This is a genomic window from Nocardia asteroides (genome assembly GCF_021183625.1).
Taxonomy (GTDB): Bacteria; Actinomycetota; Actinomycetes; order Mycobacteriales; family Mycobacteriaceae; genus Nocardia; species Nocardia asteroides_A.
The window spans coordinates 6,624,112-6,638,508 of the sequence record NZ_CP089214.1 but is presented as its reverse complement, the minus strand read 5'-3'; the positions used below and the strand labels follow the sequence as shown (position 1 = coordinate 6,638,508).

Annotated in this window: 15 protein-coding genes and 1 pseudogene; 8 read left to right on the top strand and 8 right to left on the bottom strand. The window is 73.0% G+C overall.

The features are described from left to right. The first annotated feature begins 12 nt into the window (after window positions 1-12). Complete coding sequence (locus tag LTT61_RS30735; protein ID WP_233017503.1) at window positions 13-1,131, top strand: PQQ-dependent sugar dehydrogenase; 1,119 nt, start codon at window positions 13-15, stop codon at window positions 1,129-1,131. Window positions 1,132-1,162: 31 nt separating this feature from the next. Here LTT61_RS30735 and LTT61_RS30730 read toward each other — a convergent pair. Next, window positions 1,163-1,507, bottom strand: a pseudogene (locus LTT61_RS30730) (transglycosylase family protein); the annotation flags it as partial. Window positions 1,508-1,796: 289 nt separating this feature from the next. Next, on the bottom strand, window positions 1,797-3,362 hold the full coding sequence (locus LTT61_RS30725; RefSeq protein WP_233017502.1) for a phytoene desaturase family protein: 1,566 nt from the start codon (window positions 3,360-3,362) through the stop codon (window positions 1,797-1,799). 174 nt (window positions 3,363-3,536) lie between these two features. Here LTT61_RS30725 and LTT61_RS30720 point away from each other — a divergent pair, with 174 nt between their 5' ends. Beyond that, complete coding sequence (locus LTT61_RS30720; RefSeq protein ID WP_233017501.1) at window positions 3,537-3,761, top strand: hypothetical protein; 225 nt, start codon at window positions 3,537-3,539, stop codon at window positions 3,759-3,761. Window positions 3,762-3,764: 3 nt separating this feature from the next. Here LTT61_RS30720 and LTT61_RS30715 read toward each other — a convergent pair whose 3' ends face one another. Both LTT61_RS30715 and LTT61_RS30710 read right to left on the bottom strand, forming a co-directional pair. Beyond that, window positions 3,765-4,346, bottom strand: coding sequence for a hypothetical protein (locus LTT61_RS30715; protein WP_233017500.1), 582 nt, complete (start codon window positions 4,344-4,346; stop codon window positions 3,765-3,767). Between the two features lie 62 nt (window positions 4,347-4,408). Continuing rightward, on the bottom strand, window positions 4,409-5,299 hold the full coding sequence (locus tag LTT61_RS30710) for a universal stress protein (protein ID WP_233017499.1): 891 nt from the start codon (window positions 5,297-5,299) through the stop codon (window positions 4,409-4,411). A gap of 129 nt (window positions 5,300-5,428) precedes the next feature. Between LTT61_RS30710 and LTT61_RS30705 the strand changes: the two genes are divergently transcribed. From LTT61_RS30705 to LTT61_RS30690, 5 genes are all read left to right on the top strand, one after another. Further along, window positions 5,429-6,838, top strand: coding sequence for an amidase (locus LTT61_RS30705; protein WP_233017498.1), 1,410 nt, complete (start codon window positions 5,429-5,431; stop codon window positions 6,836-6,838). A gap of 67 nt (window positions 6,839-6,905) precedes the next feature. After that, the gene (locus LTT61_RS32770) at window positions 6,906-7,040 is read left to right on the top strand and encodes a hypothetical protein (RefSeq protein ID WP_269821823.1); all 135 of its coding nucleotides are present in this window, start codon (window positions 6,906-6,908) and stop codon (window positions 7,038-7,040) included. Then, window positions 7,037-8,155 carry a glutamate--cysteine ligase gene (locus LTT61_RS30700; protein ID WP_233017497.1) on the top strand — a complete coding sequence of 373 codons (1,119 nt, stop codon included), beginning with the start codon at window positions 7,037-7,039 and terminating at the stop codon, window positions 8,153-8,155. Before LTT61_RS32770 ends, LTT61_RS30700 begins: the two co-directional genes overlap by 4 nt. Before the next feature lie 27 nt (window positions 8,156-8,182). Continuing rightward, window positions 8,183-9,370 carry a zinc-dependent alcohol dehydrogenase gene (locus tag LTT61_RS30695; protein ID WP_233017496.1) on the top strand — a complete coding sequence of 396 codons (1,188 nt, stop codon included), beginning with the start codon at window positions 8,183-8,185 and terminating at the stop codon, window positions 9,368-9,370. Between the two features lie 23 nt (window positions 9,371-9,393). Then, window positions 9,394-10,062, top strand: coding sequence for a phosphoribosylanthranilate isomerase (locus LTT61_RS30690; RefSeq protein WP_233017495.1), 669 nt, complete (start codon window positions 9,394-9,396; stop codon window positions 10,060-10,062). 45 nt (window positions 10,063-10,107) lie between these two features. On the opposite strand, the gene LTT61_RS30685 is transcribed toward LTT61_RS30690, so the two are convergent. Then, complete coding sequence (locus tag LTT61_RS30685; protein WP_269821822.1) at window positions 10,108-11,313, bottom strand: helix-turn-helix domain-containing protein; 1,206 nt, start codon at window positions 11,311-11,313, stop codon at window positions 10,108-10,110. A 269-nt stretch (window positions 11,314-11,582) separates the two neighbouring features. On the opposite strand from LTT61_RS30685, the gene LTT61_RS30680 reads away from it, so the two are divergent. Further along, window positions 11,583-11,804 (top strand): hypothetical protein, encoded by a 222-nt coding sequence (locus LTT61_RS30680; protein ID WP_233017493.1) that lies wholly within the window; start codon window positions 11,583-11,585, stop codon window positions 11,802-11,804. A gap of 42 nt (window positions 11,805-11,846) precedes the next feature. On the opposite strand, the gene LTT61_RS30675 is transcribed toward LTT61_RS30680, so the two are convergent. The 3 genes from LTT61_RS30675 to aztD form a co-directional block, all read right to left on the bottom strand. Further along, window positions 11,847-12,431: a dihydrofolate reductase family protein gene (locus tag LTT61_RS30675; protein WP_233017492.1), complete on the bottom strand. Its 585-nt coding sequence runs from the start codon at window positions 12,429-12,431 to the stop codon at window positions 11,847-11,849. A 70-nt stretch (window positions 12,432-12,501) separates the two neighbouring features. After that, on the bottom strand, window positions 12,502-13,164 hold the full coding sequence (locus tag LTT61_RS30670; RefSeq protein ID WP_233017491.1) for a S1 family peptidase: 663 nt from the start codon (window positions 13,162-13,164) through the stop codon (window positions 12,502-12,504). 85 nt (window positions 13,165-13,249) lie between these two features. Continuing rightward, window positions 13,250-14,386, bottom strand: a complete 1,137-nt coding sequence (gene aztD / locus LTT61_RS30665) for a zinc metallochaperone AztD (protein WP_233017490.1) — start codon at window positions 14,384-14,386, stop codon at window positions 13,250-13,252. Window positions 14,387-14,397: the final 11 nt, after the last annotated feature.

Sequence of the window (14,397 nt, the reverse complement as noted above, 5' to 3'; positions counted from 1 at the left end):
GATACTGGCGGTATGCGCCTTCGCCGACCCGCCCGCGCCCTGATCGCCGCCTGCGTCGTCGCCACGGCCGCCGCCTGCGGCACGGAGGATCCGGACGACTTCCCGCCGCCACCGAGCGGCTTCCCGACCGCGCCGGTCGCGACCTCGGCCGCGCCGAGCGACCCGGGCGGAACCCCGGACCTGGACGCCCCGGCCGAGATCGGCACCGGCATCGACGTGCCGTGGGGACTCGCCTTCCGCTCGGACGGCACCGCCTTCGTCGCCGAGCGGGACACCGGCCGCATCCTGCGGATTCCGCCCGGCGGCGGCTCCGCCGAGCCCGTGTACGAGGTCCCCGGCGTGGTAGCGCGCGGCGAGGGCGGGCTGCTCGGCCTCGCCGTCTCCCCCACCGACCCGGAGCTGCTCTACGCCTACTTCACCGCGGAGTCGGACAACCGCATCGTGCGGTTCCGGCTCGGCGAGCAGCCGCAGGTGGTGTTCCAGGGGCTGGCGAAGGCCGGGAACCACAACGGCGGGCGGATCGCCTTCGGCCCGGACGGGATGCTCTACGTCGGCACCGGCGACGCCGGGGAGCCGCGCCGCTCCCCCGACCCCGCCGACCCGAGCGGCAAGATCCTGCGGCTCACCCCGGACGGGCAGGCGGCGCCGGGCAACCCGGAGCCCGGCTCGCCGGTCTACAGCCGCGGGCACCGCAATGTGCAGGGGCTGGCCTGGGATGCCGGGGGCAGGCTCTTCGCGGCCGAGTTCGGCCAGAACCGGCTGGACGAGATCAACCTGATCGAGCCGGGCCGCGACTACGGCTGGCCCGCGGTGGAGGGCGCGGGCGGGGCGGCTCGCGGGTACGCCGACCCGCTCGTCACCTGGGGCACCGACGAGGCGTCGCCCTCCGGCATCGCCATCGCGGGCAGCACGCTCTACGTCGCCGCGCTGCGCGGGGAGCGGCTGTGGACGGTCCCCATCGGCCCGGACGGGCTCGGCACGCCGAGCGCCGAGCTGGACGGCCGCTACGGCAGGCTGCGCACGGTCGCCGTCGCACCGGACGGGTCGCTCTGGCTCAGCACCTCGAACACGGACGGCCGCGGCGACCGGAGCGACGGCGACGACCGGATCATCCGCTTTCCCGCGCGCTGATCCAGCCGCCGCCCGAGGTCTCCGAGGGTCAGAGGTACTGACCGCAGACCGGCCACGCCCCGGCGCCCTGGGTGGCGAGCACGTTCTCGGCAACCCGGATCTGCTCCGCGCGGCTGGCGTTGTGCGGCATGCCGCTGCCGCCGTTGGCGGACCAGGTGCTCGGGGTGAACTGCAGCCCGCCGTAGTAGCCGTTGCCGGTGTTGGTCGACCAGTTGCCGCCGCTCTCGCACTGCGCCACCTGGTCCCAGTCGTTGCCCGCGGCCGATGCGGTCGCGGCCATCCCGAACGGCACCGCCGCGAGTGCGCCGGTGACCGCCGCGACGCCGAGGGCGCGGCCGATGGTCCGGGTCTGCTTGGTCTTCCGCTGCTGGGACATGCGTTTCCTTCCCTGCGCCCGCCGGTCCGCACCGCGAACCCCCGCCCCCGGGACGATCTCGGGGTCCGCCGGACCGCGGGGCGGGGTCGCCGGCTTACGCCGGTCCGGCTCGGGCCGCGCTCCGAAGCGCAACCGCAGGCGACGATAACGAACCAATCTCGGCAGATCACGCACCGGTAACTGCTTCGCTATTCGAATTGTTTCCCGAATTGCGGCGAACATTCCCAGGTGGAAAGCATCTTCCGGTGTCGACCAAAACGGCAATGCACCGGTCAAACAGTGATGATTGTCACCGATTCCCCGTGCTTTCGAGCACAGCCATCGCCGCGTTGTGCCCGCCGATGCCGCTCACCCCGCCGCCGCGCACCGCGCCCGCACCACAGCAGAGAACCCCCGGCTGCCCGGTCGCGACGCCCCAGCGGGCGGCCGGGTCGTCGTCCGCCCCGGCCTCCCGGAAGGGAAAGGCCAGGTCACCGTGGAAGATGTGGCCGCCGGGGAGCCCGACCTCGCGCTCCAGGTCGAGCGGTGACTTGGCCTCGAGGCACGGCCTGCCGTCGGCGTCGCGCGCCAGGCAGCCTGCGATGGGCTCGGCCAGGACCGCGTCGAGCCGGGCCAGCGCCGCCGCCACCGCGCGCTCCCGCGCGCCGTCCGGATCGGCCGCGAACAATCGCGCGGGGGTGTGCAGCCCGAAAAGCGTGAGGGTGTGCATTCCGCGCTCGGCGGAATTCCGGTCGAGAATCGAGCGGTCGGTCACGGTATGGCAATAGATCTCCGACGGCAGCGCGGCCGGGAGCCCGCCCGCCTCGGCTTCCCGATAGGCCGCGGCCAGTTGCGAATACGTCTCGGCGATATGGAAGGTGCCCGAGAACGCCTCCCGCGGCGACACTTCCGGGTCGCGCAGCCGGGGCAGCCGGTCCAGCACCATATTGATCTTGAGTTGCGCGCCCTCCGGCTTCGGCCCCGGCGCGCGGCCGAGCAGCCGATCCAGTTCGTAGGGCGCGGCATTCACCAGCACGTGCCCGGCGGTCGCCGCCCCGGCGGCACCGGTCGCGCCGTCGGCATAGGCCACCGCGCCGGTCTCGATCCGGGTGACCGCGCAGTCGGTGACGATCTCGGCCCCGGCCCGCATCGCGGCCGCGGCGAGTTCGGCGGTGAGCGCGCCCATGCCGCCGATCGGGACGTCCCAGTCGCCGGTGCCGCCGCCGATCACGTGGTAGAGGAAGCAGCGGTTCTGCCGCAGCGACGGGTCGTGCGCGTGCGTGAAGGTGCCGATCAGGGCATCGGTGCAGGCGACGCCGCGCACCACGTCGTCGGCGAAGGTGCGCTCGAGCAGCGCGCCGAGCGGCTCCTCGACGACCGCGGCCCAGAGTTCGTCGTCGCCGAGCCGGGCCCGCAGCTCGGCGCGGGTCGGCAGCGGCTCGGTGAGCGTCGGGAAGACGGCCCGCGCGAGCGCGCCGGTGCGGGCGCCGAACTCGCCCCAGGCGCGGTGCTCGCGGTCCGCGCCGGTGATCCGCCGGAAGCTCGCCGCGGTGCGCGCCGGATCGCCGGTGTCGATCAGCAGCCCGGTGTCGCCGACCGGCGTGTACGAGGAGATCCGGCGGCGCGCGGTGCGGAAGTTCAGCCCGAGGTCGGTGACGATCCGCGCGGGCAGCAGGCTCACCAGGTACGAGTAGCGGGAGAGCCGGGCGCCGACCCCGGGGAAGGTCAGCGCCGAGACGGCGGCGCCGCCGGTGTGCGCGGAGCGCTCCAGCACCGCGACCCGGCGGCCCGCCCGCGCCAGGTAGGCCGCCGCGACCAGGCCGTTGTGCCCGCCGCCGACGACGACCGCGTCGTAGTTCTCGTGCTCGGGTCGCATGTCACCTCGTTACCACCCCGCACCGGCGATTCCCGGCGGGCGACACGCGCCGATCCAGCACAACAGCCGGGCGCCGCCGCTGTGAGTGTCCCCGACTACCGCCTGACCGGCAGCTTTCCAGCGATCCCGCTCCTACCGTGAGGTGGACCACATTCCCACGTCCGAGAGCAGCCCATGAATTCCACTGACAGCCCCCTGGTGGTCTACTCGCGCGAGAGCGAGATCCTCGACTACTTCGGCAAATGCGAGGCGTGCGGCTACCCGGCCCGCGCCACAGCCACCACCGAGATGCTGGCGGGCGGCGGCGTGCAGACCGCCGTCGTCGCCGCCTGCTCGCTGCCCTGCGGCTGGACCGGCCGGGTCCCGCTCACCACCATGACCGGGCGGGTGCGCCGCTGACGCTCAGCCGCCGTTGACCACGCAGGCGTAGCCGAGGTGCGTTCCGGTGCCGACCCGCACGTCGCCCGCCACGGTCGGCTCCCGGTCGGGCGCCTGGACGGCCTCGAGCCGGTGCGGCCCCGGCACCGCCGGGATCCAGGTGAACAGCGCGTTGCCGCTGTCGGGCACCCGCACCGCGATCGGGATGCCGTTGTCCAGCAGCGTGACCGGCTCCACCGCGTTCGTCACCAGCACCTGCACGGTGTAGGTGCAGCCGGTGCCGTAGGTGGTGGAGGAGCCGAAGTTGATGTCGCCGAGCACCCGCATCTGGGTGGCGGTGGCCGCTGCCTCCGGGGCGGCGGCCGTGCCGAGCGCCGCCGCGAACGCCAGTGCCGCGGCCACCCGCAGCACGCCGTCGCGGTGCGAGCGGGTGTGACCGCCCGGCTCCCCCGCGGGTACGGCCGTCGCGGCGGACCGCGGTCCGGAGCGGCGACGATTCCCGCCGCGCGGGAACGGAACCTCCGGGGCTTTCCGGCTGGCACGGGGCACGGCGCGATCCATGGCGGTCCCTTCGACGTCGGAGGGCGAGCGGACCTCGATCCTCACCCGCCCACCGGGTGGCTGTGACCGGAATCACCGAGCACGCTGCCCGGCAACGGCGTTCGCGCTCAGCTCGCGGCGCGCACCACCACGATCGGGATCTCCACCGAGTGCAGCAACCCGTTGCTGGTGGAGCCGAGCAGCATCCCGGTGAAACCGCCGCGGCCCCGGCTGCCCACCACCACGAGCTGGGCGTTCGCCGATTCGTCGAGCAGCGAGCGCACCGGCCGGTCGGCCACGACGATCCGGCGCACCGGCACCTCCGGGTACTGCTCGGCGTAGCCGGCCAGGCTCTCGGCGAGCGCCGCCTCCTCGCCGGCGCGCACCCCGGCCCAGTCGTCGATCGGCAGGTCGAGCCCGCTGGTGTCGCGCCAGGCGTGCAGCGCGGTCAGCCCGACGCCGCGGAAGGCGGCCTCGGCGAAGGCGACCTCGAGCGCGCCGACGCTGTTCTCGGTGCCGTCCACCCCGACCAGCACGGGTTTGCTCGCGGCCACCGGGTCGGTCGCGGCCGGGGTGCGCACCACCGCGACCGGGCAGTGCGCGTGCCCGGCCACCGCGGTGCTCACCGAGCCGAGCAACCCGCGCCGGAAGGCGCCGAGCCCGCGGCTGCCGAGGACGAGCCGGTGCGCGGTGCGCGAGCGGTCGAGCAGGGTGGGCACGATGAAGTCGAAGGTCAGCTCGGCGGTCACGGTGACCGGCCCGCCCGCCGCCGCCTCGGCGATCCGCGCCGCCTCGCGCAGCGCCTGTTCGCCCTCGTCCCGCAGCCAGTCGCGCTCGCCCGCGGGCAGCGTCGGCCGGTCGCCGTAGCCGAACGGGACGGCCATCGAGCAGAGCAGGTGCAGCGGGCGGCCGTGCAGCCGCGCGTCGACCGCGGCCCAGGCGGCGGCGTGGTACGCCGTCTCCGAGCCGTCCACCGCGGCGACGATCGGGGCGTTCGGGGCTGGCGTCGGTTCCGGCACGATACTTCCTCTCCGTCGGGGAAATCCCCCTCCATCATTGCCCGCGACCCGCCCGGCGCGGGGAGGTGTCGCCGTGGTGTTGCGCACCGTAGCGTTCACCTCGATAACCAGGCGGAAGGGAGCCGAACAATGACGGATTCCACGGCCGCTCCGCTGCCGTACGCCGGAGTTGCCGAGACCGCGGCCGAAGTGCGCGCGGGCAAGACCACCGCCGCGGAGGCCGTTGACCAGGCATTGGAGCGGATCGAGCGCGCCGAGCCGCGGCTGCGCGCCTTCCCCCTCGTCCTGGCCGAGCGGGCGCGGGCCGAGGCCGCCGAGCGGGACGCGCGGCAGGCCGCGGGCGCGCCGCTCGGTCCGCTGCACGGCGTGCCGATCGCGGTCAAGGACGAGCTCGACGTCGCCGGTGCGCCGACCGGCTACGGCGGCGTCGCCGCCGGGAGCGGGCCCGCCGCCGCCGACGCCGAGGTGGTGCGCCGCCTGCGCGCGGCCGGTGCGGTGATCGTCGGCAAGACGGCCATGCCGGAGTTCGGCATCTGGCCCTACACCGAGAGCGCCGCGGTCGGCCACACCCGCAATCCGTGGTCTGCCCGGCACACCCCCGGCGGCTCCAGCGGCGGCTCCGCCGCGGCGGTGGCGGCCGGGCTGGTGCCCGCGGCCACCGGCGCCGACAGCGGCGGCTCGATCCGCATCCCGGCCGCCTGCTGCGGGGTGTTCGGGCTGAAACCGCAGCGCGGCCGGGTCAGCAGCGCCCCGCGCCCGGACCTGTGGGGCGCGCTCGGCACGATCGGCGTGCTCACCAGGACGGTGGCGGACAGCGCGCTGCTCTACGACGTGCTCGCGGGCACCGTCGCCGCCGACCGCTGGCACGCGCCCGCGCCCACCTCCTCCTACACCGACCTGGAGCCGGGGCCGCGGCTGCGGATCGGGCTGCTGCTGCGCACCGGCGCCCCCGGCATCACCGCGGCCCCCTCCTGCGTGGCCGCGGTGCGGGAGACCGCCGAGGCGCTCGCGGGGCTCGGCCACGAGATCGTCGAGGACCGCTACCGGCTCCCCGACCCCACCGATGCCTTCCTCCCGCAGGTGATCAACGGCGTGCGGGTGGATGCCCGACGGATGCCACACCCGGAGCTGCTGGAGCCGCGCACCCGCGCGGTCATCCGGCTGGGCCGGGTGACGGTGCCGCCCGCGGTGCTGCGCTGGTCCGAGCGGCGCGGCGAGCGGCTCACGGCCCGGGTCAACGGGCTCTTCGACCGCTACGACCTGCTGCTCACCCCGACCCTGGCCGGGCCGCCGCCGCCGATCGGCAGGCTGGACGGCACCGGCATGGTGCGCGCCACCCTGCGCACGGTGCCGATGATCGCCTACACCGCGCTCTGGAACGTCTGCGGCAACCCGGCCGCCGCCGTCCCCGCCGGGTTCGCCGACGGGTTGCCGCGCAGCGTGCAGCTGGTCGGGCCGCCGAACGACGAGCACACCGTGCTGCGCGTGGCCGCGGAGCTGGAGCGGGTCCGGCCGTGGACGGCGGTGCCGCCGGGCTAGACCGGTTTCGCTCCGCGCCGCCCGGGCACTTCGCCTGCACCCGGACAGCCCCACCCAGGAGGAATCCATGTCCAGCGACGCCATCGTGCTGCTGCGCGAGGACCACAGGCAGCTCCGCGAGTTCGAGAAGGCGGGCGACGACGCGGCACCGCGGCAACCGTCGGTGCCGAGGAAGTCCGTCCCCGCGGTCACGGCCCGATGACCGAGCTCACCATGGGTGTCGAGGAGGAGTTCCTGCTCGTCGACCCGGAGACCGGGGCCCCCGCCGCCGCCAACCGCGCGGTCGCCGAGACCGCCGCGGCGGCGGGCGTCGAGCTCCAGCTGGAGCTCACCCGCTGCCAGGTCGAGACCAGCTCCGACGTGCACACCGACGCCGCGGCGCTCGACCGCCAGCTGCACGAACTGCGCGGCGCGGTCGCGCACTGCGCCGAGCGCAACCGGGTCCGGCTGCTGGCGGTGGCCGCGCCGCCGACCGTTCCGCACGAGTTCCCGCTCACCGATACCCCGCGCTACCGCGCCATCGGCGACGCCTTCGGCATGATCGCGCACGAGCAGGGGCTCTCCGGCTGCCACGTGCACGTGGCCGTGCCGGATCAGGAGATCGCGGTGCGCGTGAGCAACCACCTGCGGCCGTGGCTGCCCGCGCTGCTCGCGCTCAGCGCCAACTCCGCGATCTACCGCGGCTCGGACACCGGCTACGCGAGCTGGCGCAGCATCCTGTGGCGGCGCTGGCCGAGCGCGGGCCCGCCGCCCTACTTCCGCTCGGTGCGCGACTACGAGGCGGTGGTCGACACCATGCTCGCCTGCGGCAGCATCCTGGACCGCAAGATGGTCTACTGGGACGTCCGCCCGTCGCTCTCCTTCCCCACCATCGAGGTCAGGGTCGGCGACGTGCCCGCCACCGCGCGGGAGAGCACGCTGCTCGCCCTGCTGGTCCGCGGCCTGGTGCTGCACGCGCGGAAAGCGCTGGCGCGCAACGAGGAAGCCCCCGACATCCCGCACGAGATCCTGCGCGCCGCCTACTGGACCGCGGCCCGCTCCGGCCTCGACGGCGAGGCGCTGGAGCCGGTCTCCGGCCGGGTGCTCCCGGTCCCCGCGCTGCTGGACGAGCTGGTCCGGCGGATCGGCCCCGAACTGGACGAGCTCGGCGACCGCGCCTTCGTCACCGACGCCGTGGCCGAGGTGCTGAGCCGCGGCAACGGCGCGCGCAGGCAGCGCCGCGCCTACGCCCGGCGGCACGACGCCGCCGACGTGATCGCCGAACTGGCCGGCGCGACGCTGGAAGGTTGCGAGTTTTCCGGCGCACACCTCGGGTAGCCGCCCGCCGACGACTAGGAGGAACTCATGAGAGCGGTTACCTGGCAGGGCAAGCGCAAGGTCTCGGTGGACACCGTGCCCGACCCGAGGATCGAGGACCCCACCGACATGGTGATCCGGGTGACCTCGACCGCCATCTGCGGCTCGGACCTGCACCTCTACGAGGTGCTCGGCCCGTTCATGAGCCCCGGTGACATCCTCGGCCACGAGCCGATGGGGATCGTCGAGGAGGTGGGCAGCGAGGTCGGGTCGGTCGAGGTCGGTGACCGGGTGGTGATCCCCTTCCAGATCAGCTGCGGCCACTGCTTCATGTGCGGCCAGGGCCTCTCCACCCAGTGCGAGACCACCCAGGTGCGCGAGCAGGGCTCCGGCGCCGCGCTCTTCGGCTACTCGAAGCTCTACGGCCAGGTGCCCGGCGGGCAGGCGCAGTACCTGCGGGTGCCGCACGCCGACCACACCCACGTCCAGGTGCCGTCCGGCCCGCCCGACGACCGGTTCCTCTACCTGTCGGACGTGCTGCCCACCGCCTGGCAGGCCGTGCAGTACGCGGGGATCCCCGACGGCGGGTCGGTGACCGTGCTCGGGCTCGGCCCGATCGGTGACATGGCCTGCCGGATCGCCGCGCACCTCGGCTATCGGGTGATCGGCGTGGATCTGGTGCCGGAGCGGCTGGCCCGGGTCGCCGCCCGCGGCATCGAGACCGTCGACCTCTCCGAGGCCGGGGATTCCCTCGGTGCGGTGATCCGCGACCGCACCCAGGGTCGTGGCACCGACACCGTGATCGACGCCGTCGGCATGGAGGCGCACGGGTCGCCCGTCGCCTCGTTCGCGCAGAAGACCACCGGTTTCCTGCCCGATTCGGTCGCGGAGAAGCTCATGAACACCGCCGGTGTCGACCGGCTCGCCGCCCTGGAGTCGGCGATCGACATCGTCCGCCGCGGCGGCACCATCTCGCTCATCGGCGTCTACGGTGGCATGGCCGACCCGCTTCCGCTGCGGGTTCTCTTCGACAAGCAGATCCAGTTGCGCATGGGGCAGGCGAACGTCAAGCGGTGGGCACCGGAGATCCTGCCCCTGCTGACCGACGACGATCCGCTCGGCGTGGATTCCTTCGCCACGCATCGGCTGCCGCTCATCGGGGCGCCGCAGGCGTACGAGAAGTTCCAGCAGAAGAAGGACGGCGTGATCAAGGTGGTGCTCGACCCGGCCGCCTGATCCGGCCTCGCTACGGTGGGCCGGTGACCATTCGCGCGAAGATCTGCGGGATTCGTTCGGAACGGGACCTGCGTATCGCGGTGGAGGCCGGGGCGGACGCCGTCGGCTTCATCTGCGGGGTCACGCACGTCAGCGAGGATGCCCTGGAAGCCGATCACGCCGCCGAACTCTCCCGCCGCACACCGCCCTTCGTGACCCGAGTGCTGGTCACACATCTGGCGGATGCCACAGAGATCATCGCGCTCGCGGATCAGATCGGCGTCGACGTCATCCAGGTACATGGGTTGGTCACCGACGAGACCGTCCGGCGGGTGCACGCGCAGGCTCGCGGTCGCAAGGTGTTATGCGCAGTGCACGTGATCGGGCCCGATGCCATCGGTGCAGCTCGGCGCGTGGCAGCGAATTGCGATGGTGTCCTGCTGGATTCGCGCACCGCCGAGCGGCTCGGCGGCACCGGCGAAACGCACGATTGGTCGATCAGCGCGAAGATCGTGCGCGCACTGCGCGAGATCGGCCGCCCGGTGATCCTCGCGGGCGGCCTCGACCCCGGCAATGTCGCCGCAGCCATCGAGGCGGTCCGGCCCGGCGTCGTCGACGTCAACAGCGGAGTCGAGACGCCCGCCGGGGACAAGGATGCCGCCGCGTGCGCAGCCTTCGTCAACGCCGCACACGGCGCTGAGCCGCGGCGCTGAACACGACCGCACAGCTCCGATGCCGAGCAACACCTGCGCTCGAAGTCAGGCTCTGGCTGCCCGAAGTTCCAAGAACTCCTTGACCTCGGGCACTGTGTAGTGTGGCCGTACGGCCTGCGCGATGCCCTCGATATCCCGGTCCAAGCGGGTCGAGGCCAAGCCCCTGAACGTGTGCAGATCGGCCGATAGCAGCGCACACGATGCGGCGAAATCCCCTGCGGCCAGGTAGCTCTGCGCGAGATGCACCTGCCAGTGCCAGTGCTCGCGGGGCCAGGCGGCCGAGCTGTCGATCGCCGAACGCAGATGGACCTCCGCCCGCCGGTAGTCACCCGCCCGCATGAAGGCGAGCCCGGTCAGGCCGGTCAGCTCCGCCTCGGGAAGGTAGACCCACTCCGGGTCGTAGCCGCGAGTCGACTCGTAGGCCCGATGGGCGCGGCCGACGGCATTGGCGACCGCCGTGGTGTCGCCTGCCGCCCCCTGCGCCTCGGCCTCTCGAACCGCACAGAGAGCACGCAATCGCGGGCCGCCGTGCTTTGCGGCCGAGCGCTGAGCTGCCTGGGCGAGATTGACCCCGTCACGCGGGCGGTCACCTTCACGGAAGGCCACGATACTGGCGTTCAGCAGCGCGTGAGCGGCTGCGACCCCGTCACTCGCCGCGGTGGCGGCTTGGGCGGCGTCGGCGTAGTAGTGGCGCGCATCGTCGACTCGACCGGCGTCGTAGTGCACCCACCCGGCGGCTGTCATCATCTCCGCGCCGGCGCCGGCCAGCGCCCGGCCGGTCTCCTCGGAGTAACTGCCGGTGGCGAGCAGCTGCTCGACGTAGCGCACCTCATTGGCGGCCGTCCGACACAGCCGATCGCCCCCCACGACCAGGTCGAGCTCATGGATCTGACTGACGCTGGCATTGATCGCCGCGACATCGCTCACGCCGACCTGCACGCCCGCGGCAGATGCCGTTCGCCCCGGTGAACCGATGCCGGTTGCAGCTACAGCAGCGACGCCGAGCGTTCCGGCTCTGAAGAAGTTGCGACGGTCCACGTCCGCCTCCTCGTCCGACTCCACCACCAGGATAGCCAGCGGAACGTGCAACGCCTGCGCTACGCGGCGCAGGACACGGACGTCGTGCACGCCGGAACCGCCGCGCTCCAGCTGTGAGATCGCCGGTTGGGTATAGCCGAGGATCGCGCCCAGTTCGGTCTGCGTCATGCCGAGAGACCGGCGAACTCGACGGATGACCTCACCCGTCTTCATATGCATCCTGGTCACCCCGCCCTGATGAAGACTGTCCCGCGCACGAATCGGCCCGGCCCCAAAAATGTTGCTGGATAGCCCTTCTGCTCTTTCTCCAACCGTATACCGGCCTTCTTATATCGCAGAACAGCGGCCGATCTCGGCATTTCAGCGGCCTGCGGTCCAGCTTACGGTCGCTTCCGCACCCGGTACCGGGCCGCCGCCGGACAACCCAGCCGGCGCATTGGCCGCCGAGGGTGGCGGCCAGTGGCGAAAGCCCCCGGTGCCGGGTGAGCGCAGCAGCCACCTCACCGCTGCCGCACGAGCCAGATGTGCGGCTCTCGATTATCATTTACGGCACACGATTCGATTTTGCCGCCTGCCTGACGGCCGCGCTGGTGTTCGTACAGGAACACCAGCGGCGACGCTATGTCGAGGCGGTGAGCGTGGCCCCCTCCGGCGCGGACCAACTGCCCAGATTGCCGAACGAGCGTTTGTATCTGCAGCTTTGACCGATCCGCGCGACTCGAGGCAATCCCGTCGGCACCGCGACGTCAGCGTCGCGAGTAATGGGCGATGATGACGCCGGTGCCGGTGGTGACGCTGCGGGTGAGCTCGAATTCGGTGAGCGGGGCGTGGCCGTCGAAGAGGCGGGTTCCGGTGCCGAGGGTGAGGGGGTGGATCAGCAGGGAGTACCGGTCGATCAGCGACGCCGCGTGCAGGGAGCGGACGAGTGCGGCGCTGCCGATGATGGACAGGTCGGGGCCGGAGGTGGCCTTCAACTCGGCGACAGTCGCGACGGCGTCACCGGGGAGCAGGGTGGAGTTCTGCCAGGCGTCGGCATCCGGCAACGTCGTGGAGGCGACGAACTTGGTAGCGGCGTTCATGTGCGTGCTGAAGGGATTACCGTCGGTGGCGCTGCCCCAGGCGCGGTGGAAGTCCTCCCAGGTGCGGCGGCCGAAGAGCATGCCACCGGGCTCGGCCATGCCGCGCGCCATCTCCGCGCCCATGATCTCGTCGTTGTACCGGAGCCCCCACCCGCCGTGGGCGAACCCGCCCCGGGTGTCCTCATCGGGGCGGCCGAGCCCCTGAACGACCCCGTCGAGGGTGATGGACATGGTGACCGAGATCGAGCGCATACATCGTCCTTCCGCTGCCTGACATCAACAACGGTGCAGACGGCGAGCACGAACGGAACTCATCGGCCGATCAGAGCGGGTGGAACCCCGCCCCGACCGAACCGCGCGCGTTCAGATCGTTCACGATGGCGGCCATGGTAGTCCCGACCTCGGGGCCGAGGCAGCCGAGCCCCAGGTACGCGTTGACCATGCCGACCAGCGTGCTGCCGACCATGACCGGCGCCCCGGAGTCCCCCTCCAGCACGCACAGCTGGGTCCAGGTCTCCTGCGCGGTGTTCAGCACATCGCCCCAGGCGACGCCGCAGGTCTCGCCGCTGGTACGCCCCTTCTTGCAGACCACCGCGGGGAACTGGGCGGGCGCGCCGATGCCGGTGATGGTGGCGTTGCCGACCCGGTTCACCGGGGCCACCCTGGCGGGGTCGAACTGGATGACGGCGTAGTCCAGGTCCGGGTCGGAGTGCACGAAGCGGCCGACGACGCCGAGGTCGTGGTCGCGCTCGGCGACCACGGTGGCCCCGGCACCGCCGCAGTGCCCGGCGGTCAGCCCGACCAACCGGCCCGCGGCGTCGTAGCCGATGGTGGTGACGGTGCACTGCGCGGTGTTGTCGACGACGATCCCGGAGCCACCGCCCAGCGGGACGGGGGCGTCCTCGGCGGCGGCCGCGCCCGCCCCGAGCGGAACGAGGGCGAGCGCGGCGCCCGCGGTGACGGCCCGGGCGAGGCTGCGGTTCATGTCGATCTCCCGTCGGTGCCGCGGGGCGCGCGTCGTCCCCGTCGTATCCCTCGTCTACCCTGGCCGCCCCGGGCGGAAACGGCACTCAGTGGCCGGGGTGCACCCCGCTCACCTCGTTCGGCGCGCCGGGCAGCGTGACGCTCGCGGTGCGCTCGCCGGTAGCCAGGTCGATGCGGTGCACCTGGCCGGTGGCGGGGTCGGAGACGTAGGCGATCCCGCCGCGGACGAAGAGCGCGGGGCGCGGCTGCTGCCACTCCAGCGGCTCCTGCCAGGGCGCGAGCACCGGGATGCTGCGGGTGACGGCGGCGCGCACCGGATCGATCACGTGCAGCGCGCCGTCGGTGCTGAGGACGAGTGCCTCGCCGGCCGGGCCGCGGCCGAGCGAGCGGAAGGTGTAGCTGGTGCCGAGGTCGACCAGGCGCAGCCCGCCGGTGGCGGTGTCGATCAGCGAGACCTGCTGCGGGCGTTCCAGTTCCGCCTCCTCGTCCTGCTTGTAGTCGCCGAGCACGACGGGCGACGCGTCGCTGCCCGCCTGATTGCCGATGCGACCGTACGGGGTCGGGCTGGTGACCTTGGTGATCGCGCCGTTCCGGTAGACCAGCGCGCCGTTCCGACAGCCGATCACGACCGCCTCGCCCTGCGCGGTGGCCTCGCCGTGCACGCCGGGGCAGTCCTCGCTGCGGGCGATCTCGCGGCCGTCGGGGTCGAGCACGAGCATGCCGGTGCGGCGCTCCTCGGTGCCGAGCGAGACCACGAGCCTGCCGTCCGCGAGCTCGATGGCGACGCCGTGGTGCGGGGCGGCGGTGGTGTAGACGTCGGTCTCCGGGGTGCCGTGGGCCAGTGCGGCGGTGTCGAAGGCGGTGACTTCGCCGCTGCCGTCGGCGAAGAGCACGGTGCGCCCGGCGTGCCGCACCACGTGCCCCGGCTTCTCGGCCGGGAACTCGGTGCCGGTGAACCGGCCGGTGGTGGCGTCCAGCACCCGGAAGGCGGAGCCGCTGGTGACCACGATGTGCCGGTCGTCGCCCGCGGGGTTGAGCCGGGTGAAGCCGTCCAGGTCGACGGTGTGCCCGAGCTCGAGCGTGGTGCCGTCGAGCACCGCGATGCCGCCGTCGTAGGTCACCGTCACCGGGTCGGCGACGGTGGCGGGCTCGTCGCCGCCGCCGCAGGCGGTCGCGGTGAGCGCCACCGCGCAGGCGCCGACGGCGAGAGAACGGAACTTCATGTGCTACCTCA

What these genes read in the sequence shown, in the direction of transcription:
- LTT61_RS30735 (WP_233017503.1), top strand. Translation starts at nt 13, where the DNA reads ATGCGCCTTCGCCGACCCGCCCGCGCCCTGATCGCCGCCTGCGTCGTC.
- LTT61_RS30725 (WP_233017502.1), bottom strand. Translation starts at nt 3,362, where the DNA reads ATGCGACCCGAGCACGAGAACTACGACGCGGTCGTCGTCGGCGGCGGG.
- LTT61_RS30720 (WP_233017501.1), top strand. Translation starts at nt 3,537, where the DNA reads ATGAATTCCACTGACAGCCCCCTGGTGGTCTACTCGCGCGAGAGCGAG.
- LTT61_RS30705 (WP_233017498.1), top strand. Translation starts at nt 5,429, where the DNA reads ATGACGGATTCCACGGCCGCTCCGCTGCCGTACGCCGGAGTTGCCGAG.
- LTT61_RS32770 (WP_269821823.1), top strand. Translation starts at nt 6,906, where the DNA reads ATGTCCAGCGACGCCATCGTGCTGCTGCGCGAGGACCACAGGCAGCTC.
- LTT61_RS30700 (WP_233017497.1), top strand. Translation starts at nt 7,037, where the DNA reads ATGACCGAGCTCACCATGGGTGTCGAGGAGGAGTTCCTGCTCGTCGAC.
- LTT61_RS30695 (WP_233017496.1), top strand. Translation starts at nt 8,183, where the DNA reads ATGAGAGCGGTTACCTGGCAGGGCAAGCGCAAGGTCTCGGTGGACACC.
- LTT61_RS30685 (WP_269821822.1), bottom strand. Translation starts at nt 11,313, where the DNA reads ATGAAGACGGGTGAGGTCATCCGTCGAGTTCGCCGGTCTCTCGGCATG.
- LTT61_RS30675 (WP_233017492.1), bottom strand. Translation starts at nt 12,431, where the DNA reads ATGCGCTCGATCTCGGTCACCATGTCCATCACCCTCGACGGGGTCGTT.
- LTT61_RS30670 (WP_233017491.1), bottom strand. Translation starts at nt 13,164, where the DNA reads ATGAACCGCAGCCTCGCCCGGGCCGTCACCGCGGGCGCCGCGCTCGCC.
- aztD (WP_233017490.1), bottom strand. Translation starts at nt 14,386, where the DNA reads ATGAAGTTCCGTTCTCTCGCCGTCGGCGCCTGCGCGGTGGCGCTCACC.